The organism is Amphibacillus jilinensis Y1, assembly GCF_000306965.1.
GTDB lineage: Bacteria > Bacillota > Bacilli > Bacillales > Amphibacillaceae > Amphibacillus_C > Amphibacillus_C jilinensis.
Genome location: NZ_JH976440.1, coordinates 123,307 through 146,351, shown reverse-complemented (window position 1 = coordinate 146,351; position 23,045 = coordinate 123,307). Strand labels below are relative to the sequence as shown.

Here is a 23,045-nt window from a genome sequence, read left to right as displayed (position 1 = left end):
CCTAAACAGACTATACGAGGTTGAGTAGTATGAAAAAAAAACGTACCATTCCTATGCTAATTCTTATGATCTCACCAATAATTATGATCATGGTAACCCTTTTATCTATTATCTATGGTGCGAAAGACATCAGTTTAACCACGGTCGAACAAGCATTTTTTGCATTTGATGCAGAAAATGTTGATCATCAGATTATTTGGCATTCGCGGATGCCTAGAGCAATAGGATCATTGTTGATCGGTGGATTTTTAGCTATATCTGGTGCTATTATGCAGGGGGTGACAAGAAATTACCTTGCCTCCCCTTCGATTATGGCGGTCTCAGATGGGTCAGTGTTTGCAATTACTTTAGCAATGATCTTCGTTCCACAAGCCTCCTCGCTTCAGATGATCGGTTACTCATTAGTTGGCTCAGCGTTATCTGTCTTACTTGTTATTGGGATGGCTTCACGCCTGCTTAATGGCTTTTCTCCGGTTCAATTAGCGATTATGGGGACAGTTGTAGGGACATTTTTAAGTAGCATCTCTGCAGGACTTGCTACTTACTCTCATATTTCACAAGATATTAGTTTTTGGTATAATGCGCGGTTGCATCAACTGGATCCCTCCTTAATAAAATGGGCTATTCCTTTTGGGGTGATTGGGATTGGTTTAACTCTGGTGCTTTCCAATGGAATTACCATTCTATCATTAGGAGAAGAGGTTGCTGTTGGCTTAGGGCAAAAGACAAAGTATATAAAATGGCTTGCTATGGTAGCTGTTATTATATTAACAGGTATTTCTGTTGCGTTAGTTGGTCACATTGCATTTATTGGCTTAATTATTCCGCATCTAACCCGTTTTTTAGTTGGTAGCGATTATCGCTGGATTATCCCTTGTGCCGGTATGATTGGAGCAATATTCTTGACCCTATCTGATCTGTTAAGCCGTTTTATAAATTACCCGTTTGAAACCCCAATTAGTGTCGTCACATCATTAATCGGTGTGCCTTTTTTCCTCTACTTAATTCGAACACGGGGAGGAAAAGCAAGTGTCTAGTCGAAAGCATAACAGATTTTGGTTAACATGTTTAATAAGTTTTTTGTTGTTGATAATGATCGTATTTATCAGTTTAACACAAGGTAGTTTTCAAATCTCGGTAAAAGAAGTGGTCACTACCCTTTTGGGGTTGGAAGATGATCCAGCCTTTCAATTGGTTGTCTTTGACTTTCGTTTGCCTCGAATCGTCGTAGCGATCCTTGTAGGTTTTGGTCTGGGTATTAGTGGTAACGTCCTTCAAGGCATTACAAGAAATGAAATAGCAGATCCGGGCATTTTAGGGATTAATACAGGAGCAAGCGCAGCAATCATTCTATTTATGTTTTTCTTTCAGGGCCAATTAACAGATATCGGTTGGTCTGGAGCTATCATGATGCCACTATTCGGATGGGTGGGTGGTTTGTTTACAGCACTGTTTATTTACTTTTTTTCTAGAAAGCAAGGTCAACTTGATCCGCAACGGTTAATTTTAGTTGGTATTGCAATTAGCGCTGGGCTCAGTGCGCTGATCTTGTTTGTGTCATTAAAAATGGCGCCACAAGATTTTGAAATGGCCACTATTTGGATTCGTGGAAGTGTGTCCAATGCCAATTGGCTCAATATTGTAATGATCCTGCCATGGCTTATTTGCTTTGTTCCGCTTATTTTTTTAAAGGCCACTGTACTGGATTTGCTTCAGTTAGGTGAAGAAAAGGCAATTGGATTAGGTGTCGCAGTGGAAAAAGAAAAAATCATCTTACTGTTAAGTAGTATTGGTGTCATTAGTGCTTCAGTTTCGATTTCTGGTAGTTTAGTATTTGTTGGCTTAATTGCACCACATATTAGTCGCCAATTAATAGGTCGCCATCATCGATACAGTTTGCCAGCCAGTGGATTAATTGGCATGCTGTTAGTTGTATCAGCAGATTTAATCGCTAAAGTTATTTTTGCTCCGGTTGAGCTTCCTGTTGGTACTGTTATATCAATTATTGGCGTCCCATTTTTTATGTATTTATTATTGACAAGCTTTAACAAAGCTTAGATCGTGGAGGTGAGGTTCATGGAAGATAGTTATACGATACCACATACAAAGCAGTTTACTTTAAGATCACAAACGAAGGAAAACTATCAAGTATTTATCTCGGTTCCCACGAGTGAACCACCTGAAGACGGGTATCCGGTCTTGTATGTATTAGACGGTAATGCATTTTTTGGCACCGTCGTGGAGGCTGTAAACGTTCAATCAAGAAAACCTGATAAGACAGGTGTCTGCCCGATCGTAGTTGTAGGGATTGGTTATCAAACTGATCAACCGTTCTCAGACCAAAGGTTTTATGATTACACATTAACTGAGCATAATCAGTTTATGGCTAATCGTCCTGATGGATCACCGTGGCCGAAACAAGGAGGAGCACGCTTATTCTTAGAATTTATTGAACAGGAGTTAAAACCAACTATTCAAGAAAGATGCTTTATTAATTTAAAACGTCAAACGCTCTTCGGGCACTCTTTAGGTGGATTATTTACATTATACGCCTTGCTGTCGATGTCAAGTACCTTCAGTTATTTTGCCGCTGGGAGCCCGTCGATTCATTGGAATCAAACATTACTAGCAGACTATCAGCAACGATTTCAAGGGCGAGGTGAGCGACTTTTAATAACAGTGGGCGAACGGGAGCGAGAGCATCCAAGTGGGATGGTGGATCACGCTGTTGCATTGGCTGAACGATTACAAGACAAAATAGGTATAAAAAGCTTTTTTAAACAATTTGCAGGTGAAGGGCACGCTTCTGTAGTACTTCCTCTTGTTAACGATATGTTACGTTTAGCATCATCTTAGCTAGATTAATTTGTCACAACTCTGTCAAAAAGCTATACAATCATAGTTGAAAATAGTATGGTAAAGACATCTATATTCTGGAGGCGGATGTCAGTGACACAACATCAAAAAGTACTGTTCAATCAATTAGAGTCTTATCGGCATGATCTATTAGCAGTTGTGGAAGGCTTATCGAATCAACAGGCAAATATAATACCGCAAGGCTTTCATAATAATGTACGGTGGAACTTAGGTCATGTGTATTTAGATCAGTTTCTTTGGATTGAAGCATTAACAAAAGAAAGAACGGCAGTACCTGAACGTTTCACTCAATGGTTTGGCTTTGGTACATCTCCAAAGGATTTTACTGAAGAAACACCAAGCTTTGAAGAATTAAAGCATTTATTAAAAACACAATCTTCATTTATCAAGCATAGCTATCAAGCGCGTTTAGATGAAGTATTTGAACCAATTGAGATGGGGATGCGAACGATTGAAGAAGTGTTGGTGCGGACGATCTTCCATGAAGGCATGCATGTCCAAGCGATTATGGATTTGAGAAAATTCATCACAGAATAACCGTCTGTAAAAAACCTACCTCAAAATAGATAACAGAGGTAAATCTATTGAAGTGGGAACTAACGAACGCTAATGCCTTCGTAGACTAAAACTGCCAAATCTTTAAGATGGGTTACAGACTAAGGACGCCACGTCCTGTGCCCACGTCTACATGGTCTACTTCCAGTAGCTCTCCGCCCACTGACTGAAGTTTCATTTTATAAAGAAAAATAAGTAAATTCTGAGGAATTTCAGGCTGTTTGTGACAATTTGTTTACAATTAGATGATTAGCACATGTCAATTGGTGGCATGTGCTTTTCTATTTTAACCAATCAGAGTTATACTGGGGAAAATATGCAGGGGAGGCTGAATCATGGATATTGAAACCTATCTTCAATATGATGCAGTAGGATTAGCTGAATTAGTCCGAGATAATCAAGTGACACCGAAGGAATTGCTTGATCTGGCTTTTGCGCGACTTGAACAAACCAATCCTACTTTAAATGCTGTTACACGGACACGCCAAGAAAAAGTTTATCAAGAGGCGAGTTCACTAGAAAATAGAGGACAAGCTCTGTATGGCGTACCAATGTTATTAAAAGACATTTCACAAACGATTGAGGGTGAGGTCCTAAGTTCGGGATCAAAGCTATTCATTCAAAATATAGCCAAGCAGGATTCGCATTTCGTTGCAAAACTGCGCAAGGAAGGCTGTTTATTTTTAGGTCATACCAACACACCAGAATTCGGTTTGAAAAATATAACGGAACCTGCTTACTATGGAGCTACAAGGAATCCATGGCATTCGGATTATTCACCTGGTGGCTCGAGTGGAGGTGCAGCCGCCATGGTTGCTGCAGGTGTTGTTCCTGTTGCTGGAGCAAGTGATGGAGGGGGATCGATTCGAATACCAGCTGGTTTTACTGGATTAATGGGTCTTAAACCAACACGTGGTCGAACACCAGTTGGGCCAGGTGTCGGCCGACAGTGGCAAGGCGCATCGATTGACTTTGTCCTTAGTCGTTCTGTTCGTGATAGTGCCACGTTTCTTGACCTGCTACAAACCGTTCAGCCAGAAGCTGCTTTTCAAACGCCTCTATATCCGGGACGTTATCATGACATTGTCGAAAAACCTTATGATCAAAAATATCGAATTGCTTATACCACAGCATCACCTGTTCGAACAACGGTAAGTGATGACGCTAAACAAGCTGTTCACCGTATGGTTAACTGGTTAGAAGAACAAGGTCACTTGGTCGAAGAAATGGAAGCGCCGGTTAATGGCATTGATTTAATGAAGCAATATTACGTCATGAATAGTGGGGAGATCAATCGCGTGATTGAGCAGCTGGAACGCCAATCAGGAAGGTTACTAACACCAGATGATGTTGATATTTTTACGTGGGTGCTACATGTAGCTGGGAAAAATATCTCTGCTGCAGCATATAGTGAAAGCTTAAATGGTTGGGATCAGGCCGCAGCTCAAATGGTAGACTTTCATGATCAGTATGACTTTTACTTAACGCCAACCAATGCCAGTGAACCACCGAAAATAGGGGAGTTGACGCCATCTGAATCTGAAGTAAAAGAGTTGCTAAAGGTTGATCATTTGTCATCAACTGAACAGCAACAGCTCGTTTATGATATGTTTTTGCCAAGCTTAACTTATACACCTTTTACTCAATTAGCCAATCTCACCGGTCAGCCGGCAATGAGTGTACCGACCCATCTCAGTCGTCAAGGCTTACCGATTGGTGTTCAATTTGTTGCATCAAAGGGAAGAGAAGATTTGTTGTTAAGTCTTGCGAGCTTAATTGAGCGCTCAAATCTCTGGGTAGATCATAAAGTTGTCAGCAAAGCGATGCGAACATAAACAATTAAAGTCGAGCGTATGCCTATGTAAATTTATCATTGGGAATACGTTTGTTTTTTAACCGACTAGGTATACATAAAATTTTAAAACTAGAAGTTTATGTTCATCACAGGTAACCGCTCGTAAAACGCCGATCTCAAATGAGCGAGTAGAGCTCATTTGAGATCGGCGCTAACGGACGGTAATGCTCTGACTCATTCACCGGCCAATCAATGCGAGAGGAATGAGAACGCCACTGATTGAAGGTATGTTTTATCCTAAAAAAAGGTTGTTAAAACACTTTACAAGCAATAGGATAAATGTTTTAATATATGTGATGTTTGTCTCGCTATATTTTTTTAACATAAAATGAAAACGCTTGCACTAAAAAGAGAGAGCAGGACAGTGTTGTGTAAAGGATGAAAATTAATCATTCAACAAGGGTTAATTTTGACAACACTTTACTTTAATGGATGGAGGTGAAATTAAAGCGCAAGCGTATTGCGAAAAACAAATAAATGCTACAGTCAAAACAAATAAAAAAGTTGTAATGTTCTCATATTTTTTAAAAAAAGGAGTGCAACTGATGAGGAAAAATTTAAAGTTACTGTTTTGTCTTGGTGTTATCTTTGTTTTTTTAGGTCTTGGATGGCGTATGTCTGCACCCGTTCTTGCCCAATCTGAAACAAGTGTTGAAACGAATCAATTGATAGATACAGATGATAGTGCAATTTTCCATGCGTGGAATTGGTCTTTTGATACCATTAGAACCCACTTAGCGGATATTGCAGATGCTGGGTTTAATCGAATCCAAACGTCACCAATCCAAGCTAATAAGGAACCGTTGATGGCAGGTAGCCAATGGTGGATTCTTTATCAACCGATTAATTTTGAGATTGGTAATACACAATTAGGTGACAGAGAAGCATTTAAACAGCTCTGTGAAGCTGCGGAATCATATGGTATTGATATTATTGTCGACGTTATTCCCAACCACATGGCTAACGCTGGTGGTGGATCTCTGCAGTATACACCAAGTCCAAATGTCGATCCGATTATTTTAAATAACCCTGATTTTTGGAGAGAGCCAAGGGGAGTCCAAGATTGGAATAATCGTTATCAAGTGACACATTGGGGGATTGGATTACCTGATCTCAATACAGCCAATCAAGAATTACAAGACAAGGTGATTGACTTCTTAAATGATGCAATTGAATTAGGAGCAGCTGGTTTTCGTTTTGATGCAGCTAAGCATATTGAATTGCCGGATGATCAAGTAGGATCGAACTTCTGGCCTCGTGTACTAGGGGCACTAAATAATAAGGAAGCGCTTTTTATTTATGGAGAAGTTCTTCAAGGTGGGGCTGACCGATTCTCAAGCTATGCCGAATATATGGGTGTTACCCCTTCCCACTATGGTGATCGGGTGAGACATGCAGTTGGTTTTAATAGTAATCCAAATGTTCGTGACATGCAGGATTACGGTGTGAATGTTGATCCGGATAAACTGGTGACGTGGGTTGAATCTCACGATACCTATGCCAATGATTCAGAGGAATCCACGGCGATGAGTGAGTGGCAACTGAGAATGGGATGGGCACTGATTGCAAGTCGCGCTGAATCAACGCCACTTTATTTTAATCGTCCAGCAGGAAGTGGTAAGTTTTCCAATCAACTAGGTCAAGCGGGAAATGATTGGTGGAAGCATCCGGATGTTGTCGCTGTTAATCATTTTCGCCAGGCGATGGCCGACACAAGTGAATATTTAAGACCGATGAGTAATGACATCATGTTTATTGAACGTGGACAAGATGGTATGACTATTGTCAATCTTGGTAGTCGCACGGAATTAAATGCTACGACTAATTTATCAGATGGCACTTATATCAATCAAGCGAGTGGTAATGAAAGCTTTACGGTCTCGAACGGCAGAATCACTGGAACGATAGGTAGCGGAAGTGTTGCCGTTTTATATGATGGTCAAGATAATGGAGGGAGTGACCCAGGCAATGAACTTGTCCCCGTTACTTTTCATATCAATCAAGCAACAACGAATTGGGGGCAAAATGTTTATATTGCCGGTAATATTGCTGAGCTTGGTAGTTGGGAGCCGACTGCGGCGCTACTAGCCAATATTACCACCTATCCAAGTTGGCAAGCTACTGTTCAGTTGCCTATTGGGACAACATTTGAGTATAAAGCAATCAAAAGAAACGGTAATAATGTTGTTTGGGAGAGCGGTGCTAATCGGACCTACACTGTAGAAGATAGGGATAATGATATCCATTTTAATTTTAATAACTAAAACCGAAACAAAGCGTTTATGTCTGTTGTCGAGCATAAACGCTTTGTCTAATGTATTGGTTAGGAGAGGAACAATTAGAGCCAAATGCGTGGTAAGAAAAGTGTGTAAAGTTAACTTCTTCGCTGAAGGACAAAGTAGCGGTTTGATGACCTGGAGTGAAAAAGGAGACAACTAAGCTAACAGACACTCGAACGGAAGCTTAACTTGAATAAAATCATCCTAGTATTTGGTTTAATTAAATGAGAATTGAGGAAGATACATATAATAAGTAAATAAAACGAAAGGAGTGAAAAGCGATGATGGATACGTTCAAAAAAGGGTTAGCATTAGGGTTAGGATTAGCCGCAACGAGCATTGAACATGCGGAACGTGTAATTGATGATCTTGTTAAAAAAGGAGAAATGACGAAGGAGGAATCAAAGGCGTTTTTTAATGAGTTTTACAAAAAAGGTCAAGACACCCATCGCAATATCCTAAGTGAATTAAATGTAGCAACCAAAGATGATATCAATCGGTTAGAGGCACGTTTAGCCAAATTAGAAGCTCAAATCAATCAAGAACAGTAATGTTGTTGTATTAAGGGGGAGATATGATGTTCGAAAAAAGAATGCGCCATTTGCAACGCTATAAAGATATTATTGTTGCTTTTTCCCGTAACGGTCTAGGTTTTTTACTAAAAGAATTAGGCTTAAGCGATTTACATCTGATTCCGAAACGGTTATATAAAGAACGAAATCCTAAAGCAGAGCAGAAAACATTAGGTGAACGCATCCGCTTAATTCTTGAAGAGCTAGGGCCAACATTTATTAAATTTGGTCAAATTGCTAGTACACGGCGTGATCTTTTCCCGGAAAATATTATTCAAGAGTTAGAGAAATTACAAAATCATGTCCCCCCTTTTTCCTATCAACAGGTCTATGCCATCCTTGAGCAAGAGCTTGGCTCCTCCCCAGAGCAACATTTTCTAGACATAGATAAAACCCCGTTAGCAGCTGCTTCAATCGGACAAGTGCATCTGGCTACATTGAAGACAGGTGAACGTGTGGCGGTGAAAGTACAACGTCCAGACATTGAAAATAAAATCGAAACTGATTTTGAAATTATGAAAGAAATGGCAACTTTAGCAGAGTTAAGGATAGAGTGGGCGGTACGCTATCGTGCCCGTGAAGTGGTTGAGGAATTTGCTAAAACAATTAGGGCAGAACTTGATTATATTAATGAGGCAAGGAACACCAACCGTATAGCTATGCAGTTTAGTGATAATGAATCTGTCTATATTCCAAGTGTAAATAGCGAATTAACGACGTCTAAGGTATTGGTAATGGAATATATAGATGGAATTAAACTAAAAGATTTAACCGAAGGCAAAGTAACAGGATATGACAAGAAGAAAATAGCTGAGCAATTAACACGAGCGACTTTCCAGCAAGTATTAATAGATGGATTTTTCCATGCTGATCCACACCCTGGTAATATTCTCGTTTTACCAGATGAAAAGATCGCTTTGTTAGACTTCGGAATGGTCGGGCGATTAACAGAAGAGATGAAACAGCAATTTGGGACGTTATTGATTGCCCTGATGCAAGAGGACACAGGGAAAATGGTTGATGTGATGTTGGAAATGGGTGTAGCACCAGAAGCAATTGATAAAGTGGCGTTAAAAGAAGATGTTGATTTGTTAATGGATAAATATTATCGTGTCGCTTTAAGTGAAATTAGTTTAGCTGATGCAATTCGTGAGCTATTTGAGGTTGCTTATAAACATAAAATTGAGTTGTCAGCGGACTTTACCTTACTCGGTAAAACACTACTTACTTTAGAAGGGACGATTGAACAATTAGATCCCGAACTTAGTATTGTTGAAATAGCTGAACCATTTGGGCGTAAAATGTTGCGTGAGCGATATCATCCGAAACGGATCATTCAAAATGCAGTCGATCAAGTATGGGCGTTTAGTGAACTTTTTACTTCCTTACCAAAGCAATTAAAGCACTTATCCTCTGTGATCAAGAACGACAAGATCCGCATTGAAATTGTACTCCCGGATTTAAAACTGTTATTAAAAAAGATGGATCGAATCAGTAATCAACTCTCTTTCGCCATCGTTCTATTGGCTTTTAGTATTATTATGGTAGGATTAATTATTGGATCAGCGTTATCAGGGCAAGGCTCATTAATTTGGAGTCTGCCTGCGATTGAAATTGGTTTTTTTGTAGCCGTATCGATGTTTATTTGGTTATTATACTCTATCTTTAAATCGGGGAGGTTTTAGTTTCAGGCAATCAAGTAAATCATTCAAAGCAATGTGATCATAGGTACGCGTTCGTCAAATGCCTCGCTCAAAATAGATAACAGAGCTTATCTATTTTGGCGAGAGATAACGGACGTTGAGATCCTGATTCACACATGAACGAATCGGCGGGCTAGAACGAAAATGTCGCCTGATTGAATGATCGTTATGTTTTTGAAGTTTCGCTTAGGAAGCGAGCGAGAACTTTTTAATGTAATTGAAAACAAGTAAAACCAAATGGTGCAAGTTTAACTGTTGCATTTGCTCCAAAAGTCATTTCATTTCCGGAAAAGCATTCTTTTACACGTTTCCCATTCAACGCCGCTACAGCTATCGTTTTAGCTTTTGAATCATTGTTTAAAACAATAATAACTTTTTCTTGCTTTTTTTGCTTCTCATAAGCAATGACTTTTTCTTGATCGTTTATTTGTAGAAAACGAAAAGTGCTTAAATTACCAAACGCTGCTATTTCTTTTCGCATGGTTATTAACTGTTGAATAAACTGAAATAGTTGTTGATCTTGTTTGGTCTCATCCCATTCCATGCACTTCCGGCAATCGGGTTCTTCGCCACCACTTAACCCTATTTCATCACCGTAATAGATGCATGGTGTGCCAATAAAAGAGAAGAGAAAAACATATATTAAGCGCATCCGTTCTTCATCTTCGTTTGCCAATGTTAGGATACGTGCGGTGTCATGACTATCTAACAAGTTAAAAGCTACTTCACTTACAGGCTCTGGATACATGTGCAATAGATCTGTGATCTGGTTAGCGAATTGAGTGGTCGTTATCTTGTCTTTAGCAAAAAAATCAATCACACTTGTTGTAAATGGGTAATTCATTACTGCGTCAAATTGATCTCCCTCTAGCCATGGCAGGGCGTCATGCCAAACTTCCCCTAATATATAAGCATCTGGTTTGACTGATTTAACCACGCTTCGGAAGTCGCGCCAGAAGTTATGATCAACTTCATTGGCTACATCTAAACGCCAACCATCAATATCAAATGCTTCAATCCAATAGCGTGCAACCTCAAGTAAATAGTTTTTTACTTCGGGATTTTCAGTGTTCAATTTTGGCATGTTTGATACAAAACCAAAACAATCATAATTAGGCGAGGGCTTTGTTTGCACGGGGAAGTCCCATATGTGAAACCATTCCTTATATGGCGACGCTTCCCCATTTTTCAGAACATCTTGAAAAGGTTCAAAATAATAGCCGCTATGATTGAATACCGCATCAAGCATGACGCGAATACCTCGTTGGTGACATTGCTTAACGAGCTCTCGAAAAGTGGATTTATCACCAAATTGTGGATCAATCTCCATGTAATCAATCGTATCATACTTATGATTAGAAGCTGCTTTGAAAATTGGACATAAATATATGCCTGTAATACCGAGTTTTTGTAAATAGTCGAGGTGATTGATAATCCCTTGAAAATCTCCCCCAAAGTAACTATCTTGTTTAGGCGTGATTGAACCCCATGGTAACGTATGCTCCGGATTTGTTGAAGCATCACCATTTGCAAATCGTTCAGGGAATATTTGATACCATACTGTTTCCTTTACCCATTCTGGCGCTTGAAATATATCTTTTTTGTGTAAATAAGGGAAGCAGAAATAGCTCTGTATATTATTCGTTATTTCAGTATGATAGCCTTTTTCTGTCACAATCACGACTTGGTTATGTTGATCGATGCATCGAAAACCATAGCGAAGCCTTCGATGTTTTGGTGTAAGGGTTAGTTTCCAATAGTCTTTTATTTTTGATTTACCTGTTTTAAGCAAGGGTAACGTATGATATTGCCATTTATCTTCTACAAAGTCATAAGGGTCACCAAATATCAATTCAACTGTTTTCATATCATCTCGACTTGTTTCTAGCATGATTTGAATTTCATTTTCATTTTTGCCATAAACATATGGCTGAATAGCTCTATGTTTAATACCTTCCATTAACAAATTACATTCTCCTTTTCTCCATTAAACAACCCCATTAATAGTTAATGGGGTTGTTTAGTTATTCAAACATTGCCTCTAGATTAGATTTAATTTCTCCATGTTGAAGTTAACGTATCTGTCCCATCAGTTGGCGTATCGTAGGAGCGATTAGTCCCACTCTCCCAAACTACATTTCCAAGCGCATCTTTCTTAATAAATTTGTATTCCAGTGTATAATCAGCCGGAACACTTATATCGTAGTACCATGTTGGATATTGCGCTATTATTTGATTGAAAAATGGCCCAATTGCTTTATCTGTATCCCAGTTCCCTAGCTCTTGTGTATTACCAACAAGATATACAGACGTACCGTAATCAGTTACGGCCTCTTCAACGATAAACCGAACAGGTATTAATTTATTTGTTAAGATCTCAAAGTCTGAGTAAGGGTTACTTTCCTTATTACCATTTGTTACGACTTCAATGTTATAGTGATTACCTGGTATATCAGGAACATTGACTACTATTTCTGAATCTCCCCAAGATACAATACTAGCTTGATCACTGCCGAACAGTACTGTGCCTTGTCCTTCGCCAAAGCCTTCGCCGCTTATCGTAATTTCATTTCCAGCTTGCCCCACCATTGGGCCGACATGACCAATTAATGGTGCGTTTGATTCGGCGGTTACTTCCCAAACTGCTACTTCATTTGCTTTTAATTCAAACGTGCTGGCTTGCCCTTTTTCATCTATCTGAAGAGCATCCCCACCCATTAAACCTTCTAATACATCGGGATGGGTACCTTCTAATAATGATGTCTGAAGATTATTAATGGTGTAACTTTGCTCACCACTATTTACAGCAGTAACCACGACATTGTCACCAAATTTTCTCTCAAATATATAGACGTCTTCATTAAGCCAACGTTCTGTTGTTGTACCATAACCTAAAGCTGGGTTTGATTGACGCAAATGTGCTAAGTTACTTATTATTTGATAAGCTGTTGTTGTTCGATCAAAACTGGGCATTGGCTTCCTGTTTTCTGGATCAGATTCACCTGTTAAATAGTGTTCTGTGCCATAATAAATCGTTGGCACCCCGCGAGAGGTAAGTAGGACAGCCAAGGCTATATCTGTATTGGTCTTCGCACGATCTTCTTTATGGAATCTGCTCATATCATGATTATCAATAAATGTGACTTGATCAATGACTTCGTTATAGCTATTGGATGTATCTTCAATCATCGTATGAAAATCGGTCCAATCATCTTCTTTAGACATAAGTACGCCTCTAATTTGTTGGCCAAATTGAAAGTCTAGCAAACTCATACCACTCTCATTGGCAAAATAGTGATTTCTTGGATCGATTTCATTTTCACCTAAAAACCATTCACCGAATGTAAAGACAGGTTGATAGGAATAAATGTGATTGGTTAGGGTTTCTTGCCAGCCCTGTGACATATGCTTTACGGCATCCACTCTTATGCCATCAATACCTTTGTCTAGCCACAACTCTATCGATTCTTTAAGGTATTGATCGATGGTTTGATTTTGTAAATCATAATCAGCTAGATCATATAGATTTCGATAAATACCATCTTCATAAGATGAAAAATCCGTACCACCGTTATGATGGAATAAATCCATATCATTTGAGTAATTACCAATTAATGATCCATTGTCATAAATAGCTCCGTTTTCTACATAATCACTATCCGTTTTCAAGGCTGGTGAAGAGTGATTGGGTGTAAAATCCATGATTATTTTAATGCCATGGCTGTGCGCCGTAGATATTAACTCATCAAAGTCATTAAAGCTTCCATAGAATGGATTGGTTTTTTTATAGTCTCTAGCCCAATAACCATGGTAAGAGGTATAGCCTTCAGGGTGAACAGCATAAACATTCTCAACAGGCTGGGAAATCCATAATGCAGTAATCCCTAGATCAGTAAAGTAATGATCTTCTATCTTTTCTGTTATCCCTTTCCAATCACCTCCCATGTATTTATGCAAATCTGTTTCGCTATACAATGCGCCATCAGGGTTATTAGAAGGATCACCGTCAAGGAATCGATCTGTCACAATTTGATAAATGGTATCTTTGGAATAATTCACTTTATTTAGTTGGCTAGCGGCATACACATCATTTGCTAACGCTAAAAAAACCACAAATACAATACCGACAAACGCAATCGCTTTCATTTTTAGAAAAAATTTATTAAGCATATTGTTCACAACCCTTCAATTTTTGAAATATGTTGAACGACAAACGATCCTCCTTTCTCAAAAAAAACAACCCCGACTTTTTATAAAAAAAGCCGGGGTTGTTTGCAATAATCGCAAAAGCAGCGCCCTCAATTTGCAAATTAAGTTATCACAAGGTTGTTACTCTCATTATTACAAGATCAATTGACAATGTCAATAACTATTAAAGATTAATTTAAAAGAGCAGTGGTATATTTTGACGAAATCGATTGCAATCCAAAAAATTGGGCGAGGGGGATTTTTGCTTTTGTTATCACAGATCACTGTCCATAAGATACCCACTTCAAAATCGAGAACGGAGGTAAATCCTATCGGTAGGTGATAACGGACGTTAAGGTCCTGACCCACGCAACAATCAGTAAGACCATAGACTAAAACCGCACGTCCTGTGGCAACGTCTGCATGACTTACATCCTGTAGCTCTTCGCACATGAAGGTTCGTTTTATTAGCTTTGGTATTAGGAAGCAGTAGCAAAGCTAAGCCTATTCACTATTGATTATGAATTAATCCATGATGAATGATGGCTCGATACATAATTTCGTCACGCTTTTAATATAATCTGACTAAATGAAGTATGAGGTTTAATTTAGCGCAGAGTACCATCCGTAAAACGTCCTTCACAAAATGGAGAGTAGAGTAAATCTAATTAGGTGGGAGCTAATGTTCTGATCCACTCAGCTACCAATCAGTGGGCGAATAACGAAACCGCCGACGGATTGAAGATGTGTTTCATGTTTTAAAATTTTATTTCGAAAAAACGCTTGCATAAATTAATTTTATTATATAAAATGATGGCACAACCTAGTTATTACTCAATTCTCAAATTGAGGGCGCTGCTTTTGCGATTATTGCAAACAACCCCGGCTTTTTTTATAAAAAGTCGGGGTTGTTTTTTTGGGGAAGGAGGGTTGTTTTACTTTAGACTAAAGATTTAAATGGTAGCGCTTGCGCAAAAATAAAAAGGAGTGGTTATTATGAGAAATAAAAGTATGCTTATTTTTTTGATCACATTATTAGTGGCACTATTGACATTAGGTGCATGTTCTCCTGACAGAGATGATCCTACCAATGTCGATTCTAATTCAGAAAATACAGATGGTGAGGAAGTGAACAAACCTGAAGAGTTAACGGTCTGGGCCAATGATGAAGAAGAACAATTAGAAGCTATAGAAAAAATTGCTTTAGATTATGAAGAAGAGCAAGGCATTAAAGTTAATGTCGTGGCAAAATCAATGTTAGAACAGTTGTCTGAATTAGCTTTAGCTGGGCCTGAAGGTCATGGACCCGATTTATTCTTTCAACCTCATAATCAGACAGGGGATATTGTCGCTCAAGGATTATCTCACCCCCTAGATTTAACAGATGAGCAATTAGATAAATATAGCTCGGCGTCTATTGAGTCGGTTCAATATGAATTTAATGGTGTTAACGATATTTATGGTATTCCGGCTGTTATTGAAACCTATGGAATCTTTTATAACAAAGATATCATTGATGAACCCCAAACCATTGATGATTTATTAGTAGCGCTAGATGAACATACTGACCCGTCGCAAGATCAATTTGGATTTCTGATGAAACCAGATGATATATACTTTGCTTACCCTTTCTTCAGAACACATGGGTCCTATATCTTTGGGGGAGAACCAGGTGATTATGATACGACAGATATTGGTCTTAATAATGAAGGAGCCATTGAGGGCGGGGAATTATTCCAATCCTTTTTTGAGAGAGGTAGAATACCGTCATCTACTACTATCGATGTTATTGATGGGTTGTTTACTGAAGGTAAAGTTGGCGCTGTAATTAATGGGCCATGGAGTATTCCGAGTTATACAGCAGCATTAGGTGATAGCCTTGGTTTTGCGCCATTTCCAGACATTAATGGTCAACCTGCCCAAACATTAGTAGGGACAAAAGCGTGGATGGTATCCTATTATTCTGAAAATGTAGCATGGGCCACTGATCTTGCATTGTTTATGACTAATCAAGAAAATCAAGAATACTATTCTGAAATAGCTGGAGAATTACCGACTAATAGAAATGCGCTAGAAGCCATTGAAGATCCGATTTTCGCTGCATTTAGTGAGCAGATTGCTAACGGTGTGCCTATGCCTAGTACGCCACAAATGTCTCAAGTATGGGAACCTATGAATAATGCGTTACAATTTTTAGCTGAAGGCGAGGATGTTTCCTCTGTTTTAGATGAAGCAGTAGAACACATTCATAATAACATAGAAGCAAGTGGTGCCCAGTAAAATGCCCTATACCGCACTGAAAACTTATCAAAGATAAGTGTCCGTAAAACGCCCGCCTCAACATAGAGAACAGAGAATCTATTTAGGCGGGCGCTAACGGATGCTAGTATCCTGATTCACTCAATGCCCAATCAGTGGGAAAAGAATGAAAACGCCCACTGATTGATGGTTGGTTTCATCGGTCTCAGAAGTTAGACGGATGATAAATTACTAAACAGGGAGTCATCAAAATGGATAATACATTAACAAATAAAAGGGCGGACAGACATAATCCAAACATTGCGACTGTACTGTCTATTGTATTTGCAGGGTTAGGTCAGCTTTACAATCGAAGATTTCTGAAAGGGATCATTTTTATTTTATTAGAAGTGGTTATTTTAATCACACTCATTGATTCGCTTAACTATGGACTTTGGGGATTACGAACGTTAGGTACAATTCCTGGCGAAGATCATTCGATAAGATTACTCGTTTTTGGTGTTTTGTCGCTAATTGGGAGTGTTATGTTGATAACGCTGTATGTCTTTAATGTAATAGACGCAAGAAATCAAGCGAGACAAATTAAAGCGGGTTGCCTTCCAAAAGGATTTAAAGCGTCAATTATCAGCTTTTATGATCATTCATTTCCTTATTTAATGACATTTCCAGGGTTGTTACTGATGATTTTTGTCGTCATCTTCCCATTGCTTTTTTCTGTGCTGTTAGCATTCACTAACTACAGTCTTTATACTTCGCCACCAAGAAGTCTAGTAGATTGGATAGGGATTGGAAATTTTAAAGAATTAGTTACTGTTCCCATTTGGCAGGATACGTTTGTGAGTGTTTTATCATGGACGGTTGTATGGACAATCGTAGCAACCACATTACAGATCGCCTTAGGAATGACTTTGGCATTAATGGTTAATGACCCGAGAATAAAATTCAAAAAACTTATTCGCACAATTTTAATTCTGCCTTGGGCTGTCCCTGCGTTTGTTACGATTTTAATCTTTTCAGCCATGTTTAATGATGATTTCGGTGCTATTAACAGAGATATTATCATTCCGCTGTTCGGTGGAGATGGGATACCTTGGTTAAGTGATCCACTCTATGCAAGAACAGCAGTTATTTTAATTCAAACATGGTTAGGTTTTCCCTTTATTTTTGCTCTATTTACAGGGGTGCTCCAAAGCATTTCTAAAGATTGGTACGAAGCGGCTGATGTCGATGGTGGATCGCGTTTTCAGAAATTCCGATTCATTACTCTTCCACATGTTTTGTTTGCTACGGCGCCATTACTCATAATGCAATATGCGCAAAACTTTAATAACTTTAACATAATCTACTTGTTTAATGAAGGTGGACCTCCGGTGAGAGGGCAAAATGCAGGGGGAACCGATATTTTAATTTCATGGGTTTATAAGTTGACCTTTGATACGAATAATTATGCTATGGCTGCGGCCATCTCCCTGATTATGGGGATGATCATCTCATGCTTTGCTTTTTATCAATTTAGACAAACCAAATCCTTTAAAGAAGAAGGTGAATTATAGTGAATCCCAAAAAGACCTCAATAGTAGAAGTGTCAATTATGTATCTGTTTATAACCATTACTTCTATTGCTATTTTTTATCCGCTTATTTGGACGATCGGGATGTCCTTTAATCAGGGTACGAGCTTATATTCATCTTCTATCATTCCAGAAAATTTTTCTTTGGATCATTATAGATGGTTATTTAGTATAAATAGTGATTATTTGCTATGGTACAAAAATTCTTTAATTGTTTCGGTGTCAGTAACGGTTGGCAGTGTGATTATAACATCGTTAGTTGCGTATGCTTTTTCTAGATATCAATTTGTAGGTAAAAAGAACGCACTTTATATCTTTCTATTGCTGCAGATGTTCCCAGTTATGATGGCTATGGTTGCATTGTATGTATTCTTAAATATGATAGGAATGCTAGATACGCTAACTGGATTGATATTTGTTTATCTTGGTGGACAGATTCCTTTTAATGCTTGGTTAGTCAAGGGCTACATTGATACGATCCCGCGCGAACTTGATGAGGCTGCACGCATTGATGGCGCTGGGCATCTTAGAGTTTTTTGGAGTATCGTTCTTCCGCTTGCTAAACCGATATTAGCGGTTGTTGCACTCTTTAATTTTATGATGCCACTTTTTGATTTTTTGTTGCCATCTATTGTTCTATCAAGCAAGGAAAATTATACACTTGCAGTTGGATTATTCAATTTTATTAACGATCAGTTTGCTAATAACTTTACAAGATTTGCTGCTGGATCAATCTTAGTTGCTATTCCTGTAGCGGCTGTCTATTTGTATTTACAAAGGTATTTAATATCAGGCTTAACTGCTGGTGGAACGAAAGGTTAAAAGGCAAGCACCTCAGTGACTGCTAATCAGTTGCTAGGCTATTTGTTTACACAGGTAACCGTCCGTAAACCACACGCCTTAAAATAGAGAGCGGAGCTCAGCTCAGCTATTTAGGCGGGAGCTAACGGACGTTAATGTTCCGATTCACTCAAACTTCAAACAATGGGAGAAGGGAGCCCCACTGATTGAAGGTTCGTTTTTTTAAAAAAATCATAATGAACGAAGTATTTAGAGGATGACTTGTTTATGGCTGTAACGATTAAAGATGTTGCGAAGAAAGCAAATGTTTCTCCGTCTACTGTTTCTCATGTCATTGCTGATCGTTCAAGGATTAGTTTAGACACTAAAAAGCGTGTCCAAAAAGCGATGAAACAGTTAGGCTACCATCCAAATATCAATGCAAGAAGCTTAGTTGTCCGCGCTACACAAGCAATTGGTGTGGTCATGCCTACAATTACTGAAACTATTTTTCAGCATCCTTTTTTCAGTGAATTATTACGTGGCGTAGGTTCTTTAATGCATCAAGCAGGGTATTCACTTTATTTATCTATTGGTGGGGATGTGCAACAATCATGCAAAGAAGTTAAACGAATGGTTTATGGTCATCAGGTCGATGGCATCATATTACTTTCTTCCTGTGAAGCTGATCCGGTGATCGATTTTCTGATGACTGCAAATTTTCCTTTTGTCTTAGTCGGAAAACCATCTATAGATGAGTGCAAAATGACTTATGTTGATAATGATAATATAACGGCAAGCAAAGATATCACTAACCATCTCATTGATTTAGGACATCAATATATTGCTTTTATTGGTAGTTCCATTGACATAGCTGTTACTGGTGATCGACTTCACGGATACAAACAAGCGTTAAAACTTGCGACTTTACCAACATCACCCGAATACATCGTTCATGTAGAATGTTTGAACTCAGGGGAGCGAAAAGCGGTGAAACAATTGTTTTCATTAAGAAATCCTCCTACTGCTATGGTGATTGCCGATGACATCTTGAGCTTTGGTGTGATTAACATGCTAGATGAAATAGGGATATCTTGTCCAGAGAACATTTCCATTACCGGTTTTAATAATTTATATCTATCTGAAATGACTAGACCACGCCTTACCACTGTAGATATTCATATATTTAACCTTGGTGTTCAAGCTGCAAAATGTGTCATTGAGAAAGTTAAAGACCAGGATGAACCGGCGAAACGGATTATCGTTCCCCACAAAATTATTTGTCGAAGCTCAACGAAACGCCTCGACAAACGTGTGTGAAATAACGATGACTTCGGGTGGTATAATACAAAAAGCACCCGCACCATCCTGAATAAAGAATGGTACGGGTTTTATTATTATAGTTAATTATTTGAGTCTAACGCATCGGTAGCGGCATGTTCTCCACCTAATCGTCCAGATGTAAACGCATAGCCAACACCAACACCATTCCCAACATACGTATCATTGAACATGACACCTTCAGATTCTAAACCGACAGCATACAAACCTTTGATAGGAATGCGGTTGTCGTCTAGTACTTGAAAATTTTTGTTGATTACTAAGCCGCCTACAGAACCTAAATTATTGACTTCTGCAGTAATCGCATAGTAAGGGCCTTCATCATATGAAAGTAAATAATCTTCAGATTTACCAAATTCAGTGTCTAGTCCTGTTTGGGTTGCTTCTTCATAAAGCGTAAATGTATCGGTAAATAGTTTAACATCCATTCCAGCATTTTTTGCTAACGCTTCAATGGTGTCCCCTTTAAATCCATCCCCATTTTCGACCATCTTATCAAAAACTTCTTGTGCGTCATTCCATGGGGTTTCCAATGTGAACTGATCAGCAAAATCAGCATAGAACTCTGGAGGCATACCTGGCAGTTTAGGTGCTTGCACACCGCTCATTCCATCGGCTGTTAATTTATCGATTTGTGTTTTGGATAAAATAACATAATGATAAGCACCTTGGAAAGCACTTGTATTGGCAGCGGCCACTGCAGTTAATGTCGCTTCTTCATCTCTAAATCTTGCGCCAGATGGGCCAACATTCATAAAGTTTGGTAGATAAGTTAGCATTAATGGGTAGCTTGCTTGAAAAGACTCATAATCTGTTTTTAAATCATGTGTTGCTCTTGCTAGTGTTTGATGGAGCATTTGTCCACCTAAATTAATCGGTACCTTAGCTCCAGCATCCCAGGCCATGTGTAACCCTTCGCCAACGTTTTGACTTAAACCGCCATTTGGACCCTCAAATTCAAAGTGTTCTTTAACCATTTCAGGATTACCTGCGTATCCTCCTGTAGCCATCACTACACTGTTGGCATTAATTTCTAGTGTTGTCCCGTCTTTTTTTTCAGCTATCACACCAACAACATTTCCATCTTTATCTGTAATTAGTTCTTTAGCTGTTGTTTCAGTTATAATCTGACCCTCATTCTTTTCAACGGAGTTAGCCAACATGGTTCTTAACAAGCCTTCACGTTCTTCATATGGAGGTAAGACATGAAGGGGTTCATCACTATAATTAAGGAAGCTTGTTTCATAGCCTTTTTCCTTTAACCAATCATAGGTTTCACCAGATTTAGTTACATATTCTCTAATGACAGAAGCGTCTACTCGCCAATGATTATTTTCTATCCAATCAGAAATTTCTGCTTCAACGTCAATTTCTAAGTCATTCTCTAGTGAAATAGAAGAATTATAGAATTTTCCTGCCCAAGAATAGTTACTTGCGCCACCAATGACGCCTGTTTTTTCAATTAAAATGACTTTTGCACCTTGATCTGCTGCAGAAATAGCTGCTGAAGTGCCAGAAGTACCCGCGCCGATAACGACTACATCAGCTTCTAACGCTTCCGTTTCTTTCTCTGACTGATCATTTTTTAATGCTAATATATTACCATTGGCTTGAGTAACTGCGTCTTCTACAGCCTGTAATACAGCGTCACTGGCAACTGTTGCTCCGGTTACTGTATCGACATCAAGTGATTGCTCATCAACTATTAAACTTGCGATGGTTTCCATAGCTTCATCGCCTAACCCTTCAGTTTCGAAGTGCTCAACAATGTTTACTTGCTCTATTTTGTCGGCAGAAAAAGTAACTTCCACTGTAATAGGTCCGTTATTTCCATCTATTTCAGCTGTATAGGTGCCAGGCTCAAATGAAAGTTTTGCCTCATCATTAGTTGTCTCTTTGTCTGAACACCCTGTTATGACCAACATGGTAAAGCATAGGAGTAGGATAAGTACGTGTTTGAGTGAACTTCTTTTCTTCATAAAAAATCCCCATTCTAGTTTGTCTGTTGGAATTGCTGTAATGACTTTACCTCTTTAAATATGTGATATAATTCACAAGTATTTAGATACGTATCTGATTAATAAGTAAAATGATTAGAGGTCATTTGTCATTTTAGAGATAAAAAGTAGCTACCTTTTTCTACTTCATCCTAAACCATCAAGCTATTGTATGGTCAATATGTTTTTTTAAATGAGTGGGTGCCAAATTTCAAAATAATATTGGTCTCCAATTTTTATGATACCCATCGATAATATTTCATTACTCGTTTGCAACCCGTGTTCTTTCTCATGCTGAAGAACCTTATTAATCCAGGTTTCATCAATGTATTGGTCAAAAGCTAGGTTACTAGTCATTACAGTATGAACGGCTCTACAAGACGGGAACTCCTTAATATATCCGTTATGCTCCAATTTGGCCTTTTCGGCATCTTTTGATGAGATGCAAAATCCAGGGATACTGGTAATTTCACCTTTGTTTAACACATAACGAGCGGATATTCTTGCGCTTGGCATTTGTTTTGACCAGCTGTACGCTGTATTTTTGTATAAAATATCTTTTTTGTCTTCATGGTTATATGACAACCATAAAGTTGATGGCTTTGTTTTAATTTGATACTTTCCAAGTTGATGATCTAATTGCTGTAACATGTGCTTTTGTTGGTGAATGATGTCAACTTGTTGCTTTAACTGTTCTATTTCTGTCTTAAGTATTTCTTCTTTGCTATTCAATTCGTTCAACATCGCCTCTTTTTCTTGCGAGTTAATCAAGCCAATAATTTCATCCAGAGAGAAGTTAAGCGAGCGATAGGATCTTACGACTCTCAGTGTGTTAACTGCTTCTTCATCGTAAAAACGATAATTATTATGAGGATTTCTATTAGACTTTATAATATGTAGCCTTTCATAATGCCTAATCGCTTCTTTACTCAATCCAAACAACTCAGCAATCTCTCCAATGCTATACGCCATGTCTCTCCCTCCTTTCTTGTAAGTAGCTGTTATATGCATGTAAACAAATAAAAAATATGCCTTCTAACTTATCAAACGCAAACCAAGAACTGAAAGC

Annotated in this window: 16 protein-coding genes; 12 read left to right on the top strand and 4 right to left on the bottom strand. The window is 38.6% G+C overall.

What is annotated here, in order from left to right; genetic code table 11:
* Nucleotides 1–29 precede the first annotated feature (29 nt).
* The 8 genes from B494_RS0115390 to B494_RS0115350 all read left to right on the top strand — a co-directional run bounded on the left by B494_RS0115390 (nt 30) and on the right by B494_RS0115350 (nt 9,823).
* Nucleotides 30–1,037, top strand: coding sequence for a FecCD family ABC transporter permease (locus tag B494_RS0115390; protein WP_017473277.1), 1,008 nt, complete (start codon nt 30–32; stop codon nt 1,035–1,037).
* Complete coding sequence (locus B494_RS0115385) at nt 1,030–2,058, top strand: FecCD family ABC transporter permease (RefSeq protein ID WP_017473276.1); 1,029 nt, start codon at nt 1,030–1,032, stop codon at nt 2,056–2,058. The genes B494_RS0115390 and B494_RS0115385 overlap by 8 nt, the downstream gene beginning before the upstream one ends.
* Before the next feature lie 18 nt (nt 2,059–2,076).
* Nucleotides 2,077–2,856 (top strand): alpha/beta hydrolase, encoded by a 780-nt coding sequence (locus B494_RS0115380; RefSeq protein ID WP_017473275.1) that lies wholly within the window; start codon nt 2,077–2,079, stop codon nt 2,854–2,856.
* Between the two features lie 93 nt (nt 2,857–2,949).
* Entirely contained in the window at nt 2,950–3,414 is a 465-nt protein-coding gene (locus tag B494_RS0115375; RefSeq protein WP_017473274.1) for a DinB family protein, read from the top strand.
* Nucleotides 3,415–3,767: 353 nt separating this feature from the next.
* Complete coding sequence (locus B494_RS0115370; RefSeq protein WP_017473273.1) at nt 3,768–5,267, top strand: amidase; 1,500 nt, start codon at nt 3,768–3,770, stop codon at nt 5,265–5,267.
* A 565-nt stretch (nt 5,268–5,832) separates the two neighbouring features.
* The gene (locus B494_RS19605) at nt 5,833–7,551 is read left to right on the top strand and encodes a carbohydrate-binding module family 20 domain-containing protein (RefSeq protein WP_144032264.1); all 1,719 of its coding nucleotides are present in this window, start codon (nt 5,833–5,835) and stop codon (nt 7,549–7,551) included.
* 296 nt (nt 7,552–7,847) lie between these two features.
* Nucleotides 7,848–8,117, top strand: coding sequence for a phasin family protein (locus tag B494_RS0115355; protein ID WP_017473270.1), 270 nt, complete (start codon nt 7,848–7,850; stop codon nt 8,115–8,117).
* A 26-nt stretch (nt 8,118–8,143) separates the two neighbouring features.
* On the top strand, nt 8,144–9,823 hold the full coding sequence (locus tag B494_RS0115350) for an ABC1 kinase family protein (RefSeq protein ID WP_017473269.1): 1,680 nt from the start codon (nt 8,144–8,146) through the stop codon (nt 9,821–9,823).
* Nucleotides 9,824–10,049: 226 nt separating this feature from the next.
* Here B494_RS0115350 and B494_RS0115345 read toward each other — a convergent pair whose 3' ends face one another.
* Both B494_RS0115345 and B494_RS0115340 read right to left on the bottom strand, forming a co-directional pair.
* Nucleotides 10,050–11,807: an alpha-glycosidase gene (locus B494_RS0115345; RefSeq protein ID WP_017473268.1), complete on the bottom strand. Its 1,758-nt coding sequence runs from the start codon at nt 11,805–11,807 to the stop codon at nt 10,050–10,052.
* Nucleotides 11,808–11,893: 86 nt separating this feature from the next.
* The gene (locus B494_RS0115340; RefSeq protein WP_017473267.1) at nt 11,894–14,011 is read right to left on the bottom strand and encodes an alpha-amylase family glycosyl hydrolase; all 2,118 of its coding nucleotides are present in this window, start codon (nt 14,009–14,011) and stop codon (nt 11,894–11,896) included.
* 1,014 nt (nt 14,012–15,025) lie between these two features.
* Between B494_RS0115340 and B494_RS0115335 the strand changes: the two genes are divergently transcribed.
* The 4 genes from B494_RS0115335 to B494_RS0115320 all read left to right on the top strand — a co-directional run bounded on the left by B494_RS0115335 (nt 15,026) and on the right by B494_RS0115320 (nt 19,958).
* A complete protein-coding gene (locus tag B494_RS0115335) occupies nt 15,026–16,309 on the top strand; it encodes a sugar ABC transporter substrate-binding protein (RefSeq protein WP_017473266.1) in 1,284 nt (427 codons plus the stop codon).
* A gap of 230 nt (nt 16,310–16,539) precedes the next feature.
* Nucleotides 16,540–17,841: a carbohydrate ABC transporter permease gene (locus B494_RS0115330; RefSeq protein ID WP_017473265.1), complete on the top strand. Its 1,302-nt coding sequence runs from the start codon at nt 16,540–16,542 to the stop codon at nt 17,839–17,841.
* Nucleotides 17,841–18,680: a sugar ABC transporter permease gene (locus B494_RS0115325; protein WP_017473264.1), complete on the top strand. Its 840-nt coding sequence runs from the start codon at nt 17,841–17,843 to the stop codon at nt 18,678–18,680. Before B494_RS0115330 ends, B494_RS0115325 begins: the two co-directional genes overlap by 1 nt.
* Nucleotides 18,681–18,926: 246 nt before the next feature.
* A complete protein-coding gene (locus B494_RS0115320) occupies nt 18,927–19,958 on the top strand; it encodes a LacI family DNA-binding transcriptional regulator (protein WP_017473263.1) in 1,032 nt (343 codons plus the stop codon).
* 83 nt (nt 19,959–20,041) lie between these two features.
* Here B494_RS0115320 and B494_RS0115315 read toward each other — a convergent pair whose 3' ends face one another.
* Together B494_RS0115315 and B494_RS0115310 are read right to left on the bottom strand one after the other, a co-directional pair.
* On the bottom strand, nt 20,042–21,958 hold the full coding sequence (locus tag B494_RS0115315) for an FAD-dependent oxidoreductase (RefSeq protein WP_017473262.1): 1,917 nt from the start codon (nt 21,956–21,958) through the stop codon (nt 20,042–20,044).
* Between the two features lie 207 nt (nt 21,959–22,165).
* Entirely contained in the window at nt 22,166–22,948 is a 783-nt protein-coding gene (locus B494_RS0115310) for a MerR family transcriptional regulator (protein ID WP_017473261.1), read from the bottom strand.
* Nucleotides 22,949–23,045 lie beyond the last annotated feature (97 nt).